Source organism: Enterococcus alcedinis (genome assembly GCF_014635985.1).
GTDB classification, from domain to species: Bacteria; Bacillota; Bacilli; order Lactobacillales; family Enterococcaceae; genus Enterococcus_I; species Enterococcus_I alcedinis.
Genome location: NZ_BMDT01000001.1, coordinates 563,930 through 583,940, shown reverse-complemented (window position 1 = coordinate 583,940; position 20,011 = coordinate 563,930). Strand labels below are relative to the sequence as shown.

Here is a 20,011-nt window from a genome sequence, read left to right as displayed (position 1 = left end):
AAAAACTCCTCTCATAGTAGACTAGAATTTTTGTTTTTTCTAGTGTCTACTATGAGGGGAGCATATCAGATCTCATCATTCCTGATTTATTTTTTTTCGTCGTGGATTGGCAAATAATTCAAAGGCATCTTCAATTTCGATTAACACCTCTTCATTTGTTTCTGTTTCCTTTAATCGATTAAACAACTCAATTGATTCTGCCGGGTTTCGTCTAGTTAATTCTGCGATAGCCCAAACGGCAGTACCACGTATGACGGGACGCTGATCGTCTAGGCAAGCGATAATATCAGGTAAAGCTTCACGACCTCCCAGATTGGCTAAAGCCATAATCGCATTTCTTTGAAGCGTGCGTTTACCTCGCCATGAGCCCGCTAACTGCCCAAATTGTTCTTTAAATTCTTTGTTGGTAATGGTTAAAAGTGGTCGTAGTTTAGGGAAAACCGCGTCGACTTCTGGTTCCATTTCAGGGTGGAAGTGGAAATCTTTTTTCTGGTTATAGGGACAGACGAGTTGGCAAATATCACAGCCGTATACAACATTGCGATTTTTCTTACGGTATTCTTTGGCCATCATACCTTTCGTTTGAGTTTGGAAGGATAGGCATTTTTGGGCATTCATGCGGCCGTCACCTAATAAGGCGGATGTCGGGCAAGCAGTGATACAACGAGTGCAATCGCCACAACCATTTGGTACAGGTGTATCGGGTTCAAATTGAATATTCGTTACAATCTCTCCTAAATAAACAAACGAACCAAACTCTTCTGTAATTAAGAGACCGTTGCGACCGATAAATCCTAAACCGGCACGTTGAGCTACTGCAACATCAACAAATTCACCTGTATCAACTTGTGGAGCAAAACGCCATTCTTCGGTACCTTGGTATATTTCTGCTTGGCTTTTAATAAAGTCGATCAGTTTTTTTAAACGATCTTGTAAAATAAAATGGTAATCTGTTCCCCATGAAGCTCGCGCGAACTGTCCGCGTTTTTCATCACGAGGAATTTCACCATGAAATTTCGTCGGATAGGCAAGAGCTATCGAAATAATACTTTGAGGTTGATCAAAGGTTAGTTCAGGATACAGTCGTTCATCAATGTTTTGATGCTCGAATCCTGAAGTATAGCCTTTTTCTTTTTGTTCAATGAGGGATTCTTTTAAATAATCAAATGGTTCAGCTGTCGTAAAGCCGATTTTATCAATCCCTAAATTTTTGCTTTCTTGAATAATTCTTTCTTTTAACGTAAGCAAGTCGTCAACCTCCTATGATAAAACTTATATATTGCTATCATATCATAATTAACCGATTTGTTTTCACTTTTCAGGAAGGGTATAATGAATACAATTGAAAAAAAGGAGCGTCTTTGACATGGAAAATTTAGAATTATTGAAAAAACTCTCTTTTGAACGTGTAGCCGGTTCGAAAGAAGAATATCAAGCAGCAATGATTATTAAAGAAGAAATTGAAAAACTTGGTTTAGAGGTAGAAATCGAGCCTTTTGAAATTGAATTTCCAGAAGAAGTCACAGCAACATTTGAAATCTTAGAACCAGTAGCCCAATCTTTTGAAGTGACAGGTGTCGGGCTAGCCGGTGTTACGGAAGGGTTAGAAGGCGAATTTATCTATATTGATGACCTAAATGCCATTAGTCTTGCAAAAGCCAAAGGGAAAATCGCCTTATTCAACGGTGGTTTAACGTTTGCTAATTATAAAAAAATTGTGGATGCGGGTGTTCTTGGGTTTATTACTTTTAATGGTAGCGTTTATGACGAAACCACCGATATTGATGAGCGTTATTTACGTCCGAAATTACAAGAATTAGGGAAATTACCTGGTGTGAATATGAGTATTCATGACGCTGAAACACTTGTCCGCTTGAATCCTCAAAAGGTGAAATTAGCGGTATCTGGAAAAGTGAGTACACGCACGTCACATAACCTTGTTGTTACATTGCCTGGTGAAATCGAGGATGAAGTGATTTGTTTTTCTGGTCATTACGATTCTGTTCGTCATTCCAAAGGTGTCTATGACAATGCGACGGGTTCCTTAGCGATTTTAGATTTCTTAAAACATTTTAGTCAAACTAAACCGAAACGCACGTTGAAATTCTTATGGTGTGGAACGGAAGAACGTGGTCTTGTTGGATCAACTGCGTATGTCGCAGCTCACCAAAAGGAAATGACACAATATAAATTGAATATTAACTTAGATATGTTGGGTGTCGTTTTAGGTAAAGATATCGCCTCTGTGACAGGGGAAGAAGCGATTACGCATTATATTGATTTTGTCGCAAAAGAACTTGGTTTTGGTATCCAAACATCAACTGGTGTGTACCCAAGTGACTCAACACCTTTTGCTGACGGTGGCGTTCCTGCGATTACATTTGCACGTGGAGCGGCAGTAGGTGGCGCAACCATCCATTCAAAAAAAGACGTCATTGATTTTATCAGTGTTGAAAGCTTCAATAAAACGGTTGATTTCATCATTGCTTTTGCAGAACGCATTATCAGTGCCGATGTTTTCCCAATCCCAACAACGATGCCTGAAAAGATGAAAGACGAGCTTGATAAGTACTTATTACGCAAAACCGATAAATAAAATCAAAAATTACTAGTCCTTTATGGCTAAAAATGATAGAATGGTGAAATTAATAAGAAAAATTCTAAGGAGTTGTAGGGATGACGATTGTATATAAAAGTACCCGAGATGAAAAAAATAAAGTGAGCGCCTCACAAGCCATTTTACAAGGACTCGCTTCCGATGGTGGCTTATACGTCCCAACTGAAATGCCCAAATTGCATTTAAACTTTGAGGAATTGGCTAAAAAGAGCTACCAAGAAGTCGCAAAATTCATTTTACAAGCTTTTTTAACGGATTTTACGCCAGAAGAAATTAATGCGTGTGTTGAAGGCGCCTATGATGAAAAATTCAGTGACCCAACCATTGCACCGGTTGTCAAAAAAGGCGAAGATTATTTCCTAGAACTCTTTCATGGCCCAACATTCGCCTTTAAAGATTTAGCCTTATCGATTTTGCCTTATTTAATGACGACTGCAGCTAAGAAAAATCAGATTGAAAATGAAATCGTGATTCTAACAGCAACATCAGGTGATACTGGAAAAGCCGCGATGGCTGGTTTTGCGGATGTCCCAGGAACACGAATTATTGTTTTTTATCCAGAAAAAGGCGTCAGCTGGATTCAAGAAAAGCAAATGGTGACACAAACAGGTGAGAATACTCACGTGGTAGCGGTTAAAGGGAACTTCGACGATGCACAAACAGCTGTAAAACAAATGTTTAACGACCAAGCTTTAAAAGCGGCTTTAGCTGAGAACAATCAACAATTCTCTTCAGCGAATTCAATGAACATCGGACGTTTGTTACCGCAAATTGTTTATTATGTCTATGCTTATGCGCAATTGATTGAACAAGGTGAGTTGAACAATGGAGACGTAATGAACGTTTCCGTTCCAACTGGTAACTTTGGAAACATCTTAGCGGCGTATTATGCGAAGCAAATCGGTGTACCGATTGATCGTTTAATTTGTGCATCGAATACAAACAATGTCTTAACCGACTTTTTCCAAACAGGCGAGTACAATCGCCAACGTGAATTCCACTTAACGAGCTCACCTTCAATGGATATTTTAGTTTCAAGTAACTTAGAACGTTTAATTTATCATTTAACCGGTGACAATGCGATACAAACGAAAGCATTAATGGACGCCTTATCAATAGAAGGAAAGTATCAAATTACGCCAGCAATGAGTGAGCAATTAACGGATTTCTTTGCTGATTTTGCAACAGAGGCAGAAGTTGAACAGAGTATTTCGGAAGTTTTCGCTCAGACGAAATACACGATGGACCCACATACCGCTGTTGCGAAAAATGTCGCAGACAAATTTGCGGTTGCGACGGATACTTCAAATAAAATGGTGATTGTTTCGACTGCAAGCCCATATAAATTCCCAAGAACAGTAGTAGAAAGCATTTCTGGAGAAAAATCAAAAGAAAATGATTTTGAACTTGTCCAACAATTGGAAACATTGACGGGTATCGCGTTACCGAACGAAGTAAAAGAACTTGAAACCTTACCTGTGCGTCATACGCAAGTCGTAGCAGTAGACGCAATGCAAACAGCCGTAGAAGGTATCTTAAATTTATCAACCAACTAATATGAATAGGTAAAACCACCTTTAAGTCCAAAAGAATAATGGGCTTAAAGGTGGTTTTTTTGTTACTCTGTCCGCTCGTTAACAATTACTTGGATTTTATCTTGGATTAATAAGAGATCGGCTATATTAAGTGTCGGTTCAACGATGATTGCTGGCGTTCCTAATAATTCATCAGGATGCAAAGGCGTCGTAGAAATAATTAAATCCGCGTCTAAAAAGGAGTCTACAAAGGTCAATTGATAAAATGCTTGGAAATGAATCGTTAGCCGGTCACTTAGATACTTTGATAAGAAACCAGCAAATTCAGAATAAATAGCAATTGTAACGGGGGCTAAAGGTGCAACGAGTGGCGAGAAGTATGTCATTAATGTAAAGCTTTTTAATCGAAAAAGATTCGTATCTAAATGAGGGGACTTTTGACAGAAAGTCTTCCAAAATACAAGAAAGCGCTTGTAATAATTAGGAGCTGCTTGTTCAAGATGACTGTAATTGACAATTCTAAAAAGGAAGAAAATTTCATCTCGCATAAAAACGAAATGAGAAAGAGTGATATATTTACTAATTGAGTGAAAAACGGCTTGTTGCTGTCGAACCGTTAAAGGGTGAAAAGTTTGCTGAAAAGCATGAACCCAATTGGTACTATCGTCTAGAACTTCATTAAAGGCAGAATCTTTTAAAGAGACCTTGAAATTATAATGAAGTAGCTCAGATGAGTATAAGAAAAGTAGAAAAAACTGCCATTCGATCAATGACCAATTATTTAAAAATGGGGGTTTCGGTGGAAAATGAAATTGTTGAAACAAGTATTTTTCCTTTTCGGACAATTGAAGGGGAATCCCTGCATAAACACCCTGTTCATAAGTGTAGTAAACAAGTGCAAAGATATCAAATTCCCGAAGAGTTAATGAAGTTTCTAAATAGTCTAATATTTTTAGTGATCGTGATTCAAAAAAACCTTGTTCATCTAGCAGTGGGAGCGAGGATAGTTGGCGATACAACAAAAATAAAAAAGAGAAGTAAAAAGAACGAATAGCAAATTCAGAGCCAGTTAATTTTATTTTTTGGGCAAATGTAATGTGAATGTCATAATTATTAATGGTTGCGTTAATGCTTCTAACTTTTCGCCGTAACGTGGATTCACTAATATGATGTTCTTCATAGAAGTCAATGGAGACAATCTCACGGTGAAGGAATAGTTTCTGGATTAAGATGAACGATAAATCTTGCTGAGCGTAGTGGTTAATTAATTGTTTTAATGTTACGTTTCGACGGATTAACCGAATACCAGAACGTTTACTAATAATAAATTCACATGCAGGTTCAGGAAAAAATACATGAAGGTCTTCTTTCAACATCCGACAAGTTTGCTGGATCACATCAATACTAAATTGTGGGATTTGTTTGGCAATTTCTGAAGTTGTTAAAAAATCATGGGCATTATCTAATACTTGTAATAAATGGCTCTTTAATAAAAAATCACGATCTAAACCCAACGGTGCTACCAAAGTCATTTGTCCATTAATCATGTTCTTATACCTCCTATAAAGAACATTATACTCTGATTTTTGTGAATAACTATGTCCAAATATTCGTCTATGATTCATGATAATAAGAACATGAAGATATGATTAGAAAATGGTAAGATTTGTTTAGTGGATAGTCACATATATTGTGATCTATAGTCAGTAGGACAGTCAATTTATTGTTACTTATCATATTCTAATGTACGTCACTTCAAAGTAGAAACATCGGCCTTTTACAAAAAAATTCTATCTAATTGTGACAAAAAAATCTTTACTTAAATATTTATGAGTCTTTAAAAAGTGAAGTGTCATAAAGAGAGGATAGGAGGGTAGACAATGAGAAAAAAAGGAATGGTTTGGTTTTCGTTATTACTGTTATTGATTAGTGTTTTGCCGAACTTCTTTCAAGTGTATATTGCTTATGCGCAATCACCAGAAGAAGTTAAACAAACGATTATTCAGAGTGATTATTTAAATGTTTCGACTACTTCGAGACAAGTGAATGAAGAGTTACTTTGGGAAATCAACTATTCAATGGGAGTTCCGGCTGAAAATCATACACGGCGAATCAAAATCAAAGTATTCAATCAAGATGAAAGGGATGTGATTCAACCTGAGCAGCTCGCTGGATGGACAACCAGTGCAGACAATTGGTTCCAAACAGAAGCACTCAGCCAAACTGGAAAAGGAACCGTAACGATTCGAACCGCTTCAAATGTAAGCGAATTACAATTGAAAGTTCAAATCGATGAAGAAGTTACGAATGAAGTCGAAGTTGCAGGTGAAACACCAGAAGCAACCACGATGAGCCAAGAAAAAGTACTAACAGAAAATATTTTAGTCGCGCCATTTGCTGATTCTCACACATTGTCCGCTCCGATTGTTCAAGCGTCAACTGATACAACAGTTGAAACTTCCCCCGTTGAAACGACCGAAGTAGACAGTAGCATTAAAGAAACTGAAAGTTCAGAAGAGTCAACAAGTACAACAGAATCAAGTAAGACAGAATCTTCCCCGAGTGAAGGTAGTGAAGAAGGAAGTTCAGAAAGTGAAGCCCCGGTACCTCAAAAAAACAATAGTAGATACATCCAGTCTGCACCGGGTTTTATTGGACCATTATCTGTTGAGGCGCTAGCGGATACAGGAACACCATTTGACTACACAACAGATGGTACAGGGACATTTCCGACACATGGAACAAATAAGTATTTACCTGGAACAGGCACAAATGTAAATATTAAAAACTTTGATTTTGGAACAGATGTACCAGGTGGAACGATTCCATCGATCGAACATATTTTAGGACAAAATAATTTTAATGATGGTTACCATAGTTATCAATTTGGTGAAGGACTAACTGACGTACTAATGAAGAAAACAGTGAAGCCAACAGCCGATCCAACTAAATTCGATATCGAGCTCGATGTTATCGGTGGAACGAACCGAACAACGAATAAGATAGATGTCGTGTTTGTAATTGATAAGTCTGGAAGTATGACTGCTAACAATTCTCCTCGTTGGGCAAATTTAAAAACAGAATTAGCTAAATTTTCAAAAGATTTGATGGAAGCAAGTTTTGAGCCTGGTAACATTAAAATGGGATTAGTTGCATTTGGAGACAATCAAAGTGGAACAGGTAATGACGCTGTATACACTCCTTATGCAAAAATGGCTGATTTCGGTACTGCGGGAAGTCAGACGAGTACCATTGTTGGTTTTACAGAAGATTATACAAAATTTGACGGAAATAACTCAGCAACGCGCCATCCATTACTAGCTTCTAACCCTAACGGAGGGACAGCTCTATTCTTAGGAATCGATGGAGGAATTGAGTTATTAAAAAATGCGAGTTATGGTGCAAGACCAGATGCACGAAAAGTTCTAATTGTCTTATCAGACGGTGTTGCAACCTATGCACCACGAACATCAAATTATGCTGTACAAGCCGATTTTCAAAATAAGTTAGTAAAAACTAGGCAAGATACTAATAGTACTTTACAATTTTCGGCTACGAGAAGCGGAGGTAACGGTGTTCAATTTGTTGGGAATGGGCAAGAAAGTGATAATAACTTGCTAGGTGGTAATAATAATGGTAATCCGAGAACAAACGTTATTGGTTTAACAAATGATTTCATAGCAAACAGACGACCAAATAGTAGTACTATCATACCTATTTTTCCAATTTCAATTGGATTTGGTTTGACAGGTGATTATGCCACTCAGGCAAAGGGAATTTTACGGAACTTTGCAGGCTCTTCTACAACAGATCCGAATAGTAACTTCTACGATGCAGCAGTTGATAATCTAGGAGACGCATTGGATCAAATCAAAACATTAATTTTAACGCTAAATGATGTCGTTCGAAATGGTAATATTATTGATCCGATGAGTGATTATGTTTCGTTAATTGGAGGCACCTTGAAGTCGTATGCCTTGTCATTGAATACAGCGACAAAGAATTTGAACGCAGTGTTAACAACAGCCAATAACGCACCGCAATACGCAAAAAATGCGGTAGTCGATCAAACAACCAATCCAATTACCGTCTCTAATCTTTATTTAGGTGGACGAGAGGATATTCGAGATGGTTATCGCTTGACGTATACGGTTCAATTAAAAGAACAATATCAGGATGGACTATTTTATCCAGCAAACAAACGAACCACGGTTACTGCAGCAAATATTACAGACCCTCTAGATTTTTCTGTCCCATCTGTTCGTCACAGTAAAACAATTAGTATACCAGTTGAAAAAATCTGGATTGACGATAATAACGATTGGAATACGCGTCAAGACATTACCTTGCAACTTCAAAAACAAAATGGGAACAATTGGGAAAATGTAACGAATGGTTCCTTTGCTATTGCGAAAACCGCAACAGGAAACGCTTTGAAGCATACCTTCTCCAACTTACCATCCTATGTGAATGGACAAGTGATTAACTATCGTATCGTCGAAACACCTGCTCGAGTACTCGGATATGATCCTGGAGTTCCAACACCAGTATCGACAAATATTCAAGCGAATGACAAGACGTTGAAGATGACGAACAACTTGAAAAAAATCTCTCTAGGTAAATTCACCAAGGTTAATCAAAATGGTGATAAATTAGTAGGCGTTAAGTTCCAGCTGTTCAAAGCAGATGGTACGACCTCACTTAGTACCGAAAGAACATCTAACACAAATGGAGAAGTTGATTTTAGTAATATCAATCTACCGGTAGGGACGTATAAGCTAAGAGAAACGCATACACTTCCTGGTTACGAAACAATTGCTGATAAAACAATTACCGTAACAGATACAGGAACAACTTCAGTAAATCTCGTTCTAACTGGTCTCGATGAGCGGCCGAATGAACCAGGTAACCAAGTTGTCAATCATTTACGATTATTTACCTTAAAAGTAACAAAAGAAGATAATCGAGGCGATCCGTTGGAAGGTGCGACTTTCACCTTGAAGCGCACATTACCGACACCGGAAACGCCAATCACAGGTACAACGAATCAAAATATCTTTACGTACGCAGGACTTTCTGCAGGAACGTACATTTTAACTGAAACAGGAACTCCAAATGGATACATTGGTGTGGAGCCAATGACAATTGTCATTAGCGCAAACGGTCAAGTGACAATTGACGGTACTGCATACACGCCTACAACAACAGAAGGAGAAACATTGATTCAATTAACAGTCAAAAACCGTCAAAAAGGTCAGTTGCCTTCGACTGGTGGTCAAGGAACGCAACAATTCTTGATTGCAACACTCGTTTTAGTCGCGCTGGCTGGAGCAATTGGCATCTACTATGTCTATCGTAACCGGAAGGGGGCAGAGTAAGATGAAACGAGGGAAAATTTTAATTTATATCGCATTGTTCTTTCTCGCATTGCCTCTAGGTTTATTAGGAACGACTGTTCGGGCAGAAGAGGTACCAACTGAAGCAACTACAATCGTGATTCATAAGCGTGTGTTTCTTGACTCTAACGCAGAAGCCGAACTTCGAGTGAATAACGGTGTTGAGCTAGATAAAAGCGATGATTTAGCAAATCCACAAAAAACGTTTGGATTAAACGGTGCTGTCTTTGAAGTATATGATGCAACAGAGTACATTACTCGATTACAGGCTGATTATTCGGATGAAGAGATTGAACAAGCCGTTTTAGATGCAGATTTAGATTCTTTAAGAGCAGAATTAACGGAAGGAAATAAACTAGGTGAAGTAACCACAGGAACACTTGATGGAGAAGTTGGGATTGCAACGATTAGTATCGAGAATTTAACAGATCAAACAATGTTGATTATTCTTGAAAAAGCGGGACTCCCAGCGAATACAACGATTCGTTCCATTGCAGCACCTATGTTAATTAGTTTTCCAGTAGCCAATCCAGACACAAACGGTGAAGAAGCATTCTTATCAACCGTTCACTTGTATCCAAAATCAATCCTACGTAGTCGCTTGCCACAAACTGGTGGGAAAACCCCGCCTCCGACAACAACACCGGTAACGCCCGTTACACCTAAGCCAACCGGTCGCTTACCGCAAACAGGTGAAGCAAAATCGATGATTGGTCTATTCGGACTCGTCATTGTCGGGACGATTAGTATTATTTGGTTCAAAAGAAATTCCAACAAAAAAACGCATTAAAAAAAGAAATATGGGAGGAAGAGAAAATGAATTCAATCAAAAAAGTTTGGAAGATTGTAGCCGCTGTCCTATTGTTATTACCATTGTTTGCCGGTAGTTTAAGTGCATCCGCTGTAACTGAAGTTGAAACAGCCAATGTCACTGTTCATAAGCGTGTCTTTAAAGATGAATTTCCTGAGTTAAAGTTAAATACTGGTCTAGAAATGCCTGATTTCGGTGGTGATCCATTAGCTGGAGCAGGATTTACCGTATATGATGTAACGGATAAGTACCATGCAGCACTTACGGGAAGAGATCAAACAGCAGCAATGAATGCTGTTATTGCAGACTATACTGGTGGTGGTACAGGATTTACGGTTGTGGCTACTGAGCAATTAACAACAGATCCTGATGGCACAACAGTATTTACAGATTTACCGTTAATTTCAAGTGGTAAAGATGCGGCGTACTTGTTCGTTGAAACAACCGCACCTGCTACACCAACGATTATTCAAACAGCTTTACCATTCATCCTAGCAATGCCAATTTATACAGCGATGGATGCGGATGGTGAACTAAATACTGATATTCATGTCTATCCGAAGAACGTAACAGCAGAAAATAAGAAAGAAATGACTAATAAAGACAGTTTTGATTTAGTGGAAATCGGAGGTACCGAGTATCGCAACGTGCAAATTGGTGATATTTTGAGCTACAAATTGACTGTTCAAATTCCAGCAAATATTGGAACAAGAACAAGTTTTGTTATTAAAGATACGCCAGGAGCTGGAATGGCAGTAGCAAATCCAAGTGCTATCACGGTAAAAGACGAAGGTGGTCTAGCTTTACCAGCTGCGGCTTATACTGTAACACCAGCAACACCAACATCTGATATCACTGTTACTTTGACAATGGGCGATGCAGCAGTTAGAGCATTGGCAAGTAAGACGTTAATCATTACTTACGACATGGTTCTAACTGAAGATGCTGTACCGGACACAGTGATTGAAAATAATGCGAGTGTTCGAGTGAATAACGGTACAGAAGTAGCGATTACGCCTCCTCCAGGTGTGTTTACTGGTGGTAAACAATTTATTAAAAAAGATAAGCACACAGCCAAAGGGTTGGCAGGCGCAGAATTCAAAGTTAAAAAAGGCGACCAATGGGCAAAATTCACATCAAACGCTCTGGGTGAATATGCTTTCGATGGTTGGGGAACTGAAGCAGATGCGACAGTCGTAACAGCTGGAGCAGATGGTACATTCAAAGTGACCGGTTTAACAGTTGGTAACTATGAATTGAAAGAAACTGCAGCACCTGATGGCTACGTATTACTAGCAGATAATGTAGAATTTACAGTAGCAGCAGGAGGATATGGCTCAACAGAGGAGCTTCGTCTAATTGTAAACAACGTACCTAAAGGACTTCTTCCTTCAACTGGTGGATCAGGAATCTATGCGTTCTTAATCATCGGTTCAATGATGATGGCTGGAGCATACTTCTGGTTCAAACGTTCAAAAGAACACGCAGAAGTTTAAAAATTGAATAACGAGTAGTTGAAGTGCGAGAAATCGTGCTTCAACTGCTTAAAATTTAACGGTGGGCTGGATTGGATAATCTATCTCACCGTTAAATTTTAAGCAAATAAAGGGAGTGAGGAGATGGCATCAAGTAAAGAAAAGAAACCGAAAATGAAAAAAGAACAAATGAATGTTCTTTTAAAAGTAGTGATGTTTGTTTTATTTGTCACTGGGGCAGCAGTTTTTTCTTATCCATTTATTTCCGATGCGATCAATAACTATTATGATCAAAAAAACCTTGCGGCACTACAAGTTGAGACGGAAAAACAAAACATTGAACAACTACAAAAACAAAAAGAAGACCTTGCGGCTAAGAATGCGGAACTTTTAGCGCAAGGGAAGTTAAACAATATTCCTGGGATGGGTTTAGTCGAAGATCCATTTGATGAAGCAATCGGCAATCAAAAGTCACCGGGACGTGAATATTTTGAAGAATACACAGTTGGCGCGATTTATATCCCCTCGATTCATGTGAGCTTACCTTTATTTCGCGAAACAAATAATCTTTTGTTAGAAAAAGGGGCGACGATTTTACAAGGAACCTCCTTTCCAATCGGGGGACCCAGTACACACTCGGTAATTACGGGACATAGTGCGATTCCTGAGAAGAAGCTCTTTACTGACTTAGAGAAGTTAAAAGCGGGCGACTTGTTTTTTGTTGATATTGCGGGCGAAAAATTAGCTTACGAGATTTTTGAGTTTGATGTGGTGTTACCACACGAGTTCGAATCGTTAGTCATTCAAGATGGCGAAGACTTGGTGACACTATTAACGTGTACCCCCTATATGATTAATACACATCGCTTATTAGTCACTGGAAAACGTGTACCGTACCCAGAGGAGGAAATTAAGGCAGAAGTAAAGGCAACACAACAATACCATCGCCGGCGTTTCCAAATTTATATGTTATTGATTCCAATCTTTTTTGCCCTCACTTTTTATTGGATGTGGCGTAAATATGTTTATTATCAAAGCTTGAAAGGAACGTACAATTTTGAATTTTACTATTTTGAGAATGGTTCGCCAGTGTCCGATATTGTGTTTACATTGGTAGGGAAACGTGACAAACCGGTGCTTAATCCCTTAGGAGAACCGTTTCAAGCAAGGAGTGATACAAAAGGGTTGGTTTCGTTCAAACAAGTCCCAGGAGGCATCTATCGTGCGATATCAGCAGATCAAAGCTTGAAAGTTCGAGGCGAAATATGGCTTTTGAAAGATTCGATTTTCATGATTACCATGCCACTTTTAAAACGAAAAGTAATCAAAACACCAATCAAGGCTTATCAGATTAACGAGGTGAAAAAAGATGGCAAGTAAACGGAAAAAAAATCCACTAATTGCAAAAATTGCGATGATTGTTATTTTTCTAATTGGCTGTTTAATCATGTTTTATCCGTTTTATATTGATGCCTTAAATAGTTACCTTGACGAAGTCCGAATGGAAAGTTTTCAAAAGAAAGAGGCTTCTGAATACGCTGCACAGCAAAAAGCATTACTCGAAAAAAATGAGGCTTTGAAAGAATCAGGTTTAATGATTGGTGATGATCCATTCAATGAGGCTGTAACCCAAGTGGTTTCAAAAGAAGTCTACGATCAACACTTATTAGGAACGATTAATATCCCTAAATTAGCACTCGATATCCCTCTGTTTGATACGACGACTGCTGGATTGTTAGAATCGGGTGCGACAGTCTTAAACGGGACGTCACAGCCTGTAGGAGGCGAAGGGACACATTCTGTGATTACTGGTCATCGAGGTTTACCGCAACGAGAGCTTTTTACAAACTTACCGAAATTAGTGGTTGGGGATTTATTTTTATTAAATGTTTTAGGGGAGACCTTGGCATATGAAGTCAATGACATTCGTGTCGTTGAGCCACATGAAACGTCTTCGTTGAAAATTCAAGACGAGCAAGATTTAGTGACGTTAGTAACGTGTACACCTTATATGATAAACTCTCATCGTTTGCTTGTAACTGGGCATCGTGTGCCCTTTACACCGGCAATCAAAAAAGCGGCAGTAAAAGGAAAACAAGTCCGAAAATGGAAGCAGCTAAGTATTTTAGGTGGGACTATTTTACTCGTATTGACCAGTTTAGGATTGATCGTTCGTCTGATTTATTTTGAACGATTGAAAAAAGAACGCTTTGATTTAGCCTTGACCTTAGAGCCAGGCGTCCAACCACTCCCGCAAAAGGTTGTTTTATACAATCGTAGAGGGACAAAACCGCTGATGCGTAATGGCGAGATTTTTGCGGTGGCACCTGATAGAAAGGGTCAGATTTTATTCGATAATTTACCGGGCGGGATGTATCAGTTGCGTTTTACAGGAATGAAAGGGCACCTAAAAGTTGGCATCAAAAAGAAAGGACAAACAGCGAAAGTCTATAGTCGGAAATCGTTAAAAGGATTTCGCTTAAGACCGACATTTTCTTTGAATGAAGTTCATAGCTAATAAAAAAACTCGACAACTTAGAAAAGTTGTCGAGTTTTATGGTTTATTTTTTTGATTTTTGAATCGTCATAATCGTTAGTGGCAAGGATAAAACGAAAAACCCAATAATACTAATCACAAGATAATAAAGCCATGTCGCTTCAATATTGAAAAAATTCGTTAAAGGAATGGCGATAACAATGGACAGTAAATAAAAAACAAATAATTGAACAAAACGTTTAACTGACATCTTTTAACCTTCTTTTCACAAGTGATATTCTTATTGTAGCCGATTCTAGTCATAAAAGCGAAAGAAAAAACAAATTCTTGATACCTATCAAGGAAACGTTTGTTTAAAGAGCTATACTGAAGTTAGATAAAGCGAGACGCTTTTAAATAGAATGAGGAGTGTTAAAGATGCAAAAAATTATTTTACAATTAGAAGAATTGGTTTGTCCGACGTGTTTGCAAAAAATCGAAACTGCAGTAGGGAATATTGATGGCGTACAAAACTTGAAAGTTCTCTTTAATGCGAGTAAAGTAAAGGCAGAGATTGATTCGGAAAAAACCACGGTTGATGCAGTAGCAAAAGTTATTGAATCCGTTGGTTTTGATGTATTATCAACAAAAGTAAGATAGACGGGAAGTGTAACAAATGAAAGCGGAGCATTTATGTGTGACACTCGTTCCTTTATTTAATCATCTAGATTTAGAAAATCAACGGTTAGTCAATCAAGTGGCGACTCATAAGTCGTTTGAAAAAGGGGAACAAATCATGGTGCCCGGGGGTCCCGAACATTTGGCGATTGTCGCTAAAGGCGCGATGAAAGTCTATCAATTATCGGTGAATGGTAAAGAGCAGTTGCTGCGTGTCGTGGAACCTGGAGGCTATGAGGGAGAAAATACGATCTTTGGTGCTGTGAATGAGAACTTATTTGTTGAAGCTTTGCAAAAAAGCGAGATTTGTATGATTAATAAACAAGATTTTCAGGATTTACTCGTTTCATTCCCACAGTTAAGTTTGAAATTATTGACCTTGACAGCAAGCAAAGTCACTAGCTTAGAACAACAATCACAATTTCTTGTCATGGAACGAATTGAAGAGCGTTTAGCCAATTATTTAGTTGACCTGTATAAAGTATCAAATAGCCTTCAGTTAACGCTGCCGATGAAAAAGAAAGAATTAGCCGCTTTTTTAGGTACAACGCCAGAGACTTTGTCACGTAAGTTCAAATTTTTAAGCGATGAAGGTTACTTAACGGTCAATCGCAATCAAATTGAGTTATTAGATGTTGAAAGTTTAGAAGAAATCTAAATTTTCAACATTTTTTGTGTTTTTTTCATAAAAATTCGTTACAATAGAAAGAGGAAAAAGTTTAGGAAGGAGCGATGAAATGGAAAATAAAAAACAAATGACTTATGGTGATCTAAAAGAAGCGTTAAAACAAATGGAAACCTTAAATCTAACAGATGAAACAAAAATCTTCCTAGACACAGGCTGGGATAGCATTCAAGAAATTGATAATGGTAGTCTTGTTGTCGAAAAAGCACAAGTCTTTCAAATTGAAGATCCATTAAACGGTGAAGTATTTGAAGGTTACAGCTTGCTCGAAAAAGCGGAAAAAAATCAAGCCGAGGGTCCAGTCGAAACCGTTATTGTTATGAAACATCACTACTAGAAAGTAGGGGGAATAATGTCCGATATGATTCCATTTCCTGACAAGGAAAAACAACTATTTGCAAGCGGTACGCGAAAAATGGTGGCTCAAGATTATTTATCCGCCAAGAAAGACTTTGAAGCACTCTATGCGTTCAATCCTTCTTTTGAAACGGTGCGGCAATTAGTTGAAATTTATCGTTTGCTTGGCGATTTTGAGGGTGCCATTTTTTATGCACAAGAATACGAAACGTATTATCTGGAGCAAGCAGATTTATTTGAGCAGTATGTTCGTTTACTTCTATTAGATAGTCAATATTTATTCGTTCATCGTCTGTTACAAAAAATTCCGAATGAAAAGTTACAAGCGGATTTAATTCAACTTGAAACAACCCAAGAATTTATAGGCGAACGTGATTTACAAATCAAAGAACAATTATTTTCGAAGTGGAGTCAAGAGCAGCAACCAATTCTAGGTAGAAAATGGAGAAAATGGGTAAAAGGATTATCACTCAGTCGCTTTATTCATTTCGTTAAAAAATATTTACCAACCGCTCAGAATCCATTCTTAGTGCCAAAAGTAGTAGAGGAACTGATTTTTTGCGGTGTTAAAGAAAAACTTATTTTCAAAACAATTGACGGTGTGTCGCAAGAAGTCGACTTATCAGAAGTAATACCTCTAAACCAAGCGCCACAAATGACCTTGTTTTTACGCTTAGCTGCAGAATCTTGGGAAAATGAAGATCCACAAATCGCTGAAGGCATTGCGATGGAAGGACAAGCGCACTTTTCCTTACTCTATCCTTTTTTACCCGAACTTACAGATGTTCCAAACTGGGTTGAAAGTTATAGTCTAGAGTACAAAGGGATGTTTGGTGATGAACAGGCACTTGAGGGATTAAATGACTACCAAAAAATTCAACAAACAAAACAAAAGTTACGGAAAATCTATCAAGACTTAATGTAAAAGATATTTTTCATTTAAAATGTTTACTTTTATCAAGTGTTAGTGTACTATCAAAGGGTATGCATGAAGCTATTTCATATGTAAATCAATTAGTTATTCGGAGGGAAACACATGACTGCAAAATGGGAAAAAACAGCCACTAATGAAGGCGTATTAACATTTTCTGTTAAACAAGAAGATATTCAAAAAGGCTTAAAGATTGCCTTTGACAAAGTTAAAAAGAACTTAAACGTACCGGGATTCCGTAAAGGAAAAGTAAGCCGTAGCGTATTTAATCGTATGTATGGTGAAGAATCATTATACGAAGATGCTTTAAATGCTGTTTTACCAGCAAACTATGACGCAGCTGTAGCGGAAGCTGGAATTGATCCAGTATCACGCCCAGAGATCGACGTTGAAAGCATGAACAAAGGCGAAGATTGGGTAGTAACTGCTAAAGTAACAGTTAAACCTGAAGTTAAATTAGGTAAATACAAAAACTTAACAGTTGAAAAACAAGACCGTGAAGTAACAGAAGCAGACGTCGATGCACGTATTGCTGACTTACAAAAACAACACGCTGAATTAATCGTTAAAGAAGAAGCAGCGATCAATGGCGATACAGTTGTTATCGACTTTGAAGGTTTCGTAGGTGAAGAAGCTTTTGAAGGTGGAAAAGGCGAGAACTATTCATTAGAATTAGGTTCTGGTTCATTCATTCCAGGTTTCGAAGAGCAATTAGTAGGTAAAGCTGCTGGCGAAGCAACAGACGTAACAGTTACTTTCCCAGAAGACTACCAAGCAGAAGATTTAGCTGGTAAAGAAGCAATCTTTAAAGTAACGATTCATGAAGTGAAAGGTAAAGAATTACCTGAATTAGATGATGAGTTTGCTAAAGATGTTGATGATTCAGTTGAAACATTAGCAGAATTAAAAGAAAAATTCTTAGCTGAAATGAAAACAAGCAAAGAAGAAGCAGCAAAAGACGCTCTTGAAGAAGCAGCGATTCGTTTAGCTGTTGAAGGTGCAGAAATCTTAGAATTACCACACGTAATGGTTCACGATGAAGTGCACCGTGCAATGGATGAATTCCTAAATAATATGCAACGTCAAGGCATCCAACCTGAAATGTACTACCAATTAACAAACTCAACAGAAGCAGACCTACATAAACAATTTGAAGGCGAAGCGGATAACCGTGTGAAAACAAACTTAGTTATCGAAGCGATTGCTAAAGCTGAAGGTTTCGAAACAACTCAAGAAGAAATCGAAGCTGAAATCAAAGAATTAGCAGAAGGCTACAACATGCCTGAAGCTCAAGTTCGTCGTGTATTATCAGAAGATATGTTAAAACATGATATTACAATGAAAAAAGCCGTAGAATTAATTACTTCTACAGCTGTTGAAGCTGAATAATTAATTGTCAGTAATTAACTGTCTGAGGCTTTGCCTTCAGACAGTTTTTCTGTCTAAAGATTGTCAGATGCGTGTTCTGTACTTTCAAAAAATGAAGCTTCTGCTTGTTTTAAATCTATTTTTTTAAAATAAACATCTTTAGAATTCTTTAATTCAATTGTCTGAAAACCTTTTTCTTTTTATTGAACTATGTTAGAATGTGCAAAGGTTGTTAAATGAAGCTTTTTTTCGTTTATATGTAGCAAAACAACAAGGAGTGAACGCTGTGTACGAAAATACAAAAGATAACCATCCAGTACGTTGCTCATTTTGTGGGAAGGCCCAAGATGAAGTAAGAAAAATCGTTGCTGGTCCAGGAGTTTACATTTGCGATGAGTGTATTGAGCTGTGTAAAGATATTCTTGATGAGGAGTTTTTCGAAGAAAGTCCTTTTGAATTTATGGAAGTGCCAAAACCTAAAGAGCTATTAGCGACTTTAAATCAATATGTTATCGGTCAAGATCGAGCAAAACGTGCGTTAGCGGTAGCGGTTTATAACCATTATAAACGTGTCAATGCAGAGATTGATGAAGATGAAGTGGAATTACAAAAGAGTAATATTTGTTTAATCGGACCTACGGGTTCAGGTAAGACATTCTTGGCTCAAACACTAGCTCGTAGTTTAAATGTCCCGTTTGCAATTGCTGATGCGACAAGTTTAACTGAAGCCGGTTATGTAGGCGATGACGTTGAAAATATTTTACTGAAACTACTTCAATCAGCAGATTTTGATGTTGAACGTGCCCAAAAAGGAATTATTTATATCGATGAAATTGATAAGATTGCGCGTAAAGGCGAGAATGTTTCGATTACACGAGATGTTTCTGGGGAAGGGGTACAGCAAGCCTTACTGAAAATTTTAGAAGGTACAGTAGCAGGCGTTCCACCTCAAGGCGGGCGTAAGCACCCTCAACAAGAAATGATTCAAATCGATACGACAGATATTTTATTTATCGTAGGTGGTGCGTTTGACGGAATCGAAACAATTGTCAAAAACCGTATGGGTGAAAAGACAATTGGTTTTGGAGCAAACAACCAAAAAATTGGGGATGAAGAAAGCATCATGAAGCATATCATTCCTGAAGACCTATTAAAATTTGGTTTAATTCCTGAATTTATTGGTCGTTTACCAGTGATGGCTGCGTTAGATAAATTAACAGAACAAGACCTTGTTCATATTTTGACAGAACCCAAAAATGCCCTTGTAAAGCAGTACAAGAAGTTAATTGCTTTAGATGGAACAATTTTAGAATTTGAAGACGATGCACTCCATATTATTGCTAAACAAGCAATTGAAAGAAATACTGGTGCACGCGGATTACGTTCGATTATTGAAGATATCATGATGGATGTGATGTTTGATATCCCTTCAGATGAAGAGATTGAAAAAGTAATTATCACAAAAGAAGCGGCAACGCAAAGTAGCCATCCAACGATTATCTACCGTGAGAAAAAAGTCGGATAAAAAAAGAGGTGCAACAACAGTCATTTTACTCTAAAAAAATCTTCACTAAATATGATGACTTGTATTTAGTGAAGATGTCATAAGAGTTGACTGTAAACACCGTTATAAAAACTGAGGGCTATGACATAAGTCACAGCCCTACGGTTGTTTATTTAAC

General features: G+C 37.8%; 16 protein-coding genes. 13 read left to right on the top strand and 3 right to left on the bottom strand.

From position 1 onward, the window contains the following. Nucleotides 1-75: 75 nt before the first annotated feature. Nucleotides 76-1,248 carry a tRNA epoxyqueuosine(34) reductase QueG gene (gene queG / locus IEV09_RS02845; protein ID WP_188366738.1) on the bottom strand — a complete coding sequence of 391 codons (1,173 nt, stop codon included), beginning with the start codon at nucleotides 1,246-1,248 and terminating at the stop codon, nucleotides 76-78. A 118-nt stretch (nucleotides 1,249-1,366) separates the two neighbouring features. On the opposite strand from queG, the gene IEV09_RS02840 reads away from it, so the two are divergent. Together IEV09_RS02840 and thrC are read left to right on the top strand one after the other, a co-directional pair. Then, nucleotides 1,367-2,596 carry a M28 family metallopeptidase gene (locus IEV09_RS02840; RefSeq protein WP_188366737.1) on the top strand — a complete coding sequence of 410 codons (1,230 nt, stop codon included), beginning with the start codon at nucleotides 1,367-1,369 and terminating at the stop codon, nucleotides 2,594-2,596. Between the two features lie 80 nt (nucleotides 2,597-2,676). Then, nucleotides 2,677-4,173, top strand: a complete 1,497-nt coding sequence (gene thrC / locus IEV09_RS02835; RefSeq protein ID WP_188366736.1) for a threonine synthase — start codon at nucleotides 2,677-2,679, stop codon at nucleotides 4,171-4,173. A gap of 62 nt (nucleotides 4,174-4,235) precedes the next feature. On the opposite strand, the gene IEV09_RS02830 is transcribed toward thrC, so the two are convergent. Next, entirely contained in the window at nucleotides 4,236-5,699 is a 1,464-nt protein-coding gene (locus tag IEV09_RS02830) for a helix-turn-helix domain-containing protein (RefSeq protein WP_188366735.1), read from the bottom strand. 333 nt (nucleotides 5,700-6,032) lie between these two features. Between IEV09_RS02830 and IEV09_RS02825 the strand changes: the two genes are divergently transcribed. The 5 genes from IEV09_RS02825 (at nucleotide 6,033) to IEV09_RS02805 (ending at nucleotide 14,352) form a co-directional block, all read left to right on the top strand. Beyond that, nucleotides 6,033-9,530: a SpaA isopeptide-forming pilin-related protein gene (locus IEV09_RS02825; RefSeq protein ID WP_188366734.1), complete on the top strand. Its 3,498-nt coding sequence runs from the start codon at nucleotides 6,033-6,035 to the stop codon at nucleotides 9,528-9,530. Between the two features lies 1 nt (nucleotide 9,531). After that, on the top strand, nucleotides 9,532-10,338 hold the full coding sequence (locus IEV09_RS02820) for a pilin N-terminal domain-containing protein (protein ID WP_188366733.1): 807 nt from the start codon (nucleotides 9,532-9,534) through the stop codon (nucleotides 10,336-10,338). 26 nt (nucleotides 10,339-10,364) lie between these two features. Beyond that, nucleotides 10,365-11,855 (top strand): SpaH/EbpB family LPXTG-anchored major pilin, encoded by a 1,491-nt coding sequence (locus IEV09_RS02815; RefSeq protein WP_188366732.1) that lies wholly within the window; start codon nucleotides 10,365-10,367, stop codon nucleotides 11,853-11,855. A gap of 123 nt (nucleotides 11,856-11,978) precedes the next feature. Next, nucleotides 11,979-13,214 (top strand): class C sortase, encoded by a 1,236-nt coding sequence (locus IEV09_RS02810; protein ID WP_188366731.1) that lies wholly within the window; start codon nucleotides 11,979-11,981, stop codon nucleotides 13,212-13,214. Beyond that, the gene (locus IEV09_RS02805; RefSeq protein ID WP_188366730.1) at nucleotides 13,204-14,352 is read left to right on the top strand and encodes a class C sortase; all 1,149 of its coding nucleotides are present in this window, start codon (nucleotides 13,204-13,206) and stop codon (nucleotides 14,350-14,352) included. The genes IEV09_RS02810 and IEV09_RS02805 overlap by 11 nt, the downstream gene beginning before the upstream one ends. A 43-nt stretch (nucleotides 14,353-14,395) precedes the next feature. On the opposite strand, the gene IEV09_RS02800 is transcribed toward IEV09_RS02805, so the two are convergent. Beyond that, the gene (locus IEV09_RS02800) at nucleotides 14,396-14,581 is read right to left on the bottom strand and encodes a hypothetical protein (protein ID WP_188366729.1); all 186 of its coding nucleotides are present in this window, start codon (nucleotides 14,579-14,581) and stop codon (nucleotides 14,396-14,398) included. A gap of 167 nt (nucleotides 14,582-14,748) precedes the next feature. Between IEV09_RS02800 and IEV09_RS02795 the strand changes: the two genes are divergently transcribed. The 6 genes from IEV09_RS02795 to clpX all read left to right on the top strand — a co-directional run bounded on the left by IEV09_RS02795 (nucleotide 14,749) and on the right by clpX (nucleotide 19,854). Further along, nucleotides 14,749-14,970: a heavy-metal-associated domain-containing protein gene (locus tag IEV09_RS02795; RefSeq protein ID WP_188366728.1), complete on the top strand. Its 222-nt coding sequence runs from the start codon at nucleotides 14,749-14,751 to the stop codon at nucleotides 14,968-14,970. A 16-nt stretch (nucleotides 14,971-14,986) separates the two neighbouring features. Further along, nucleotides 14,987-15,646, top strand: coding sequence for a Crp/Fnr family transcriptional regulator (locus IEV09_RS02790; protein ID WP_188366727.1), 660 nt, complete (start codon nucleotides 14,987-14,989; stop codon nucleotides 15,644-15,646). 79 nt (nucleotides 15,647-15,725) lie between these two features. Beyond that, nucleotides 15,726-16,010: a hypothetical protein gene (locus IEV09_RS02785; protein WP_188366726.1), complete on the top strand. Its 285-nt coding sequence runs from the start codon at nucleotides 15,726-15,728 to the stop codon at nucleotides 16,008-16,010. A gap of 15 nt (nucleotides 16,011-16,025) precedes the next feature. Further along, complete coding sequence (locus IEV09_RS02780) at nucleotides 16,026-16,955, top strand: tetratricopeptide repeat protein (RefSeq protein ID WP_188366725.1); 930 nt, start codon at nucleotides 16,026-16,028, stop codon at nucleotides 16,953-16,955. A gap of 111 nt (nucleotides 16,956-17,066) precedes the next feature. After that, nucleotides 17,067-18,350, top strand: coding sequence for a trigger factor (gene tig, locus IEV09_RS02775; RefSeq protein WP_188366724.1), 1,284 nt, complete (start codon nucleotides 17,067-17,069; stop codon nucleotides 18,348-18,350). 265 nt (nucleotides 18,351-18,615) lie between these two features. Further along, nucleotides 18,616-19,854, top strand: coding sequence for an ATP-dependent Clp protease ATP-binding subunit ClpX (gene clpX, locus IEV09_RS02770; RefSeq protein WP_188366723.1), 1,239 nt, complete (start codon nucleotides 18,616-18,618; stop codon nucleotides 19,852-19,854). The last annotated feature ends 157 nt before the right edge of the window (nucleotides 19,855-20,011 follow it).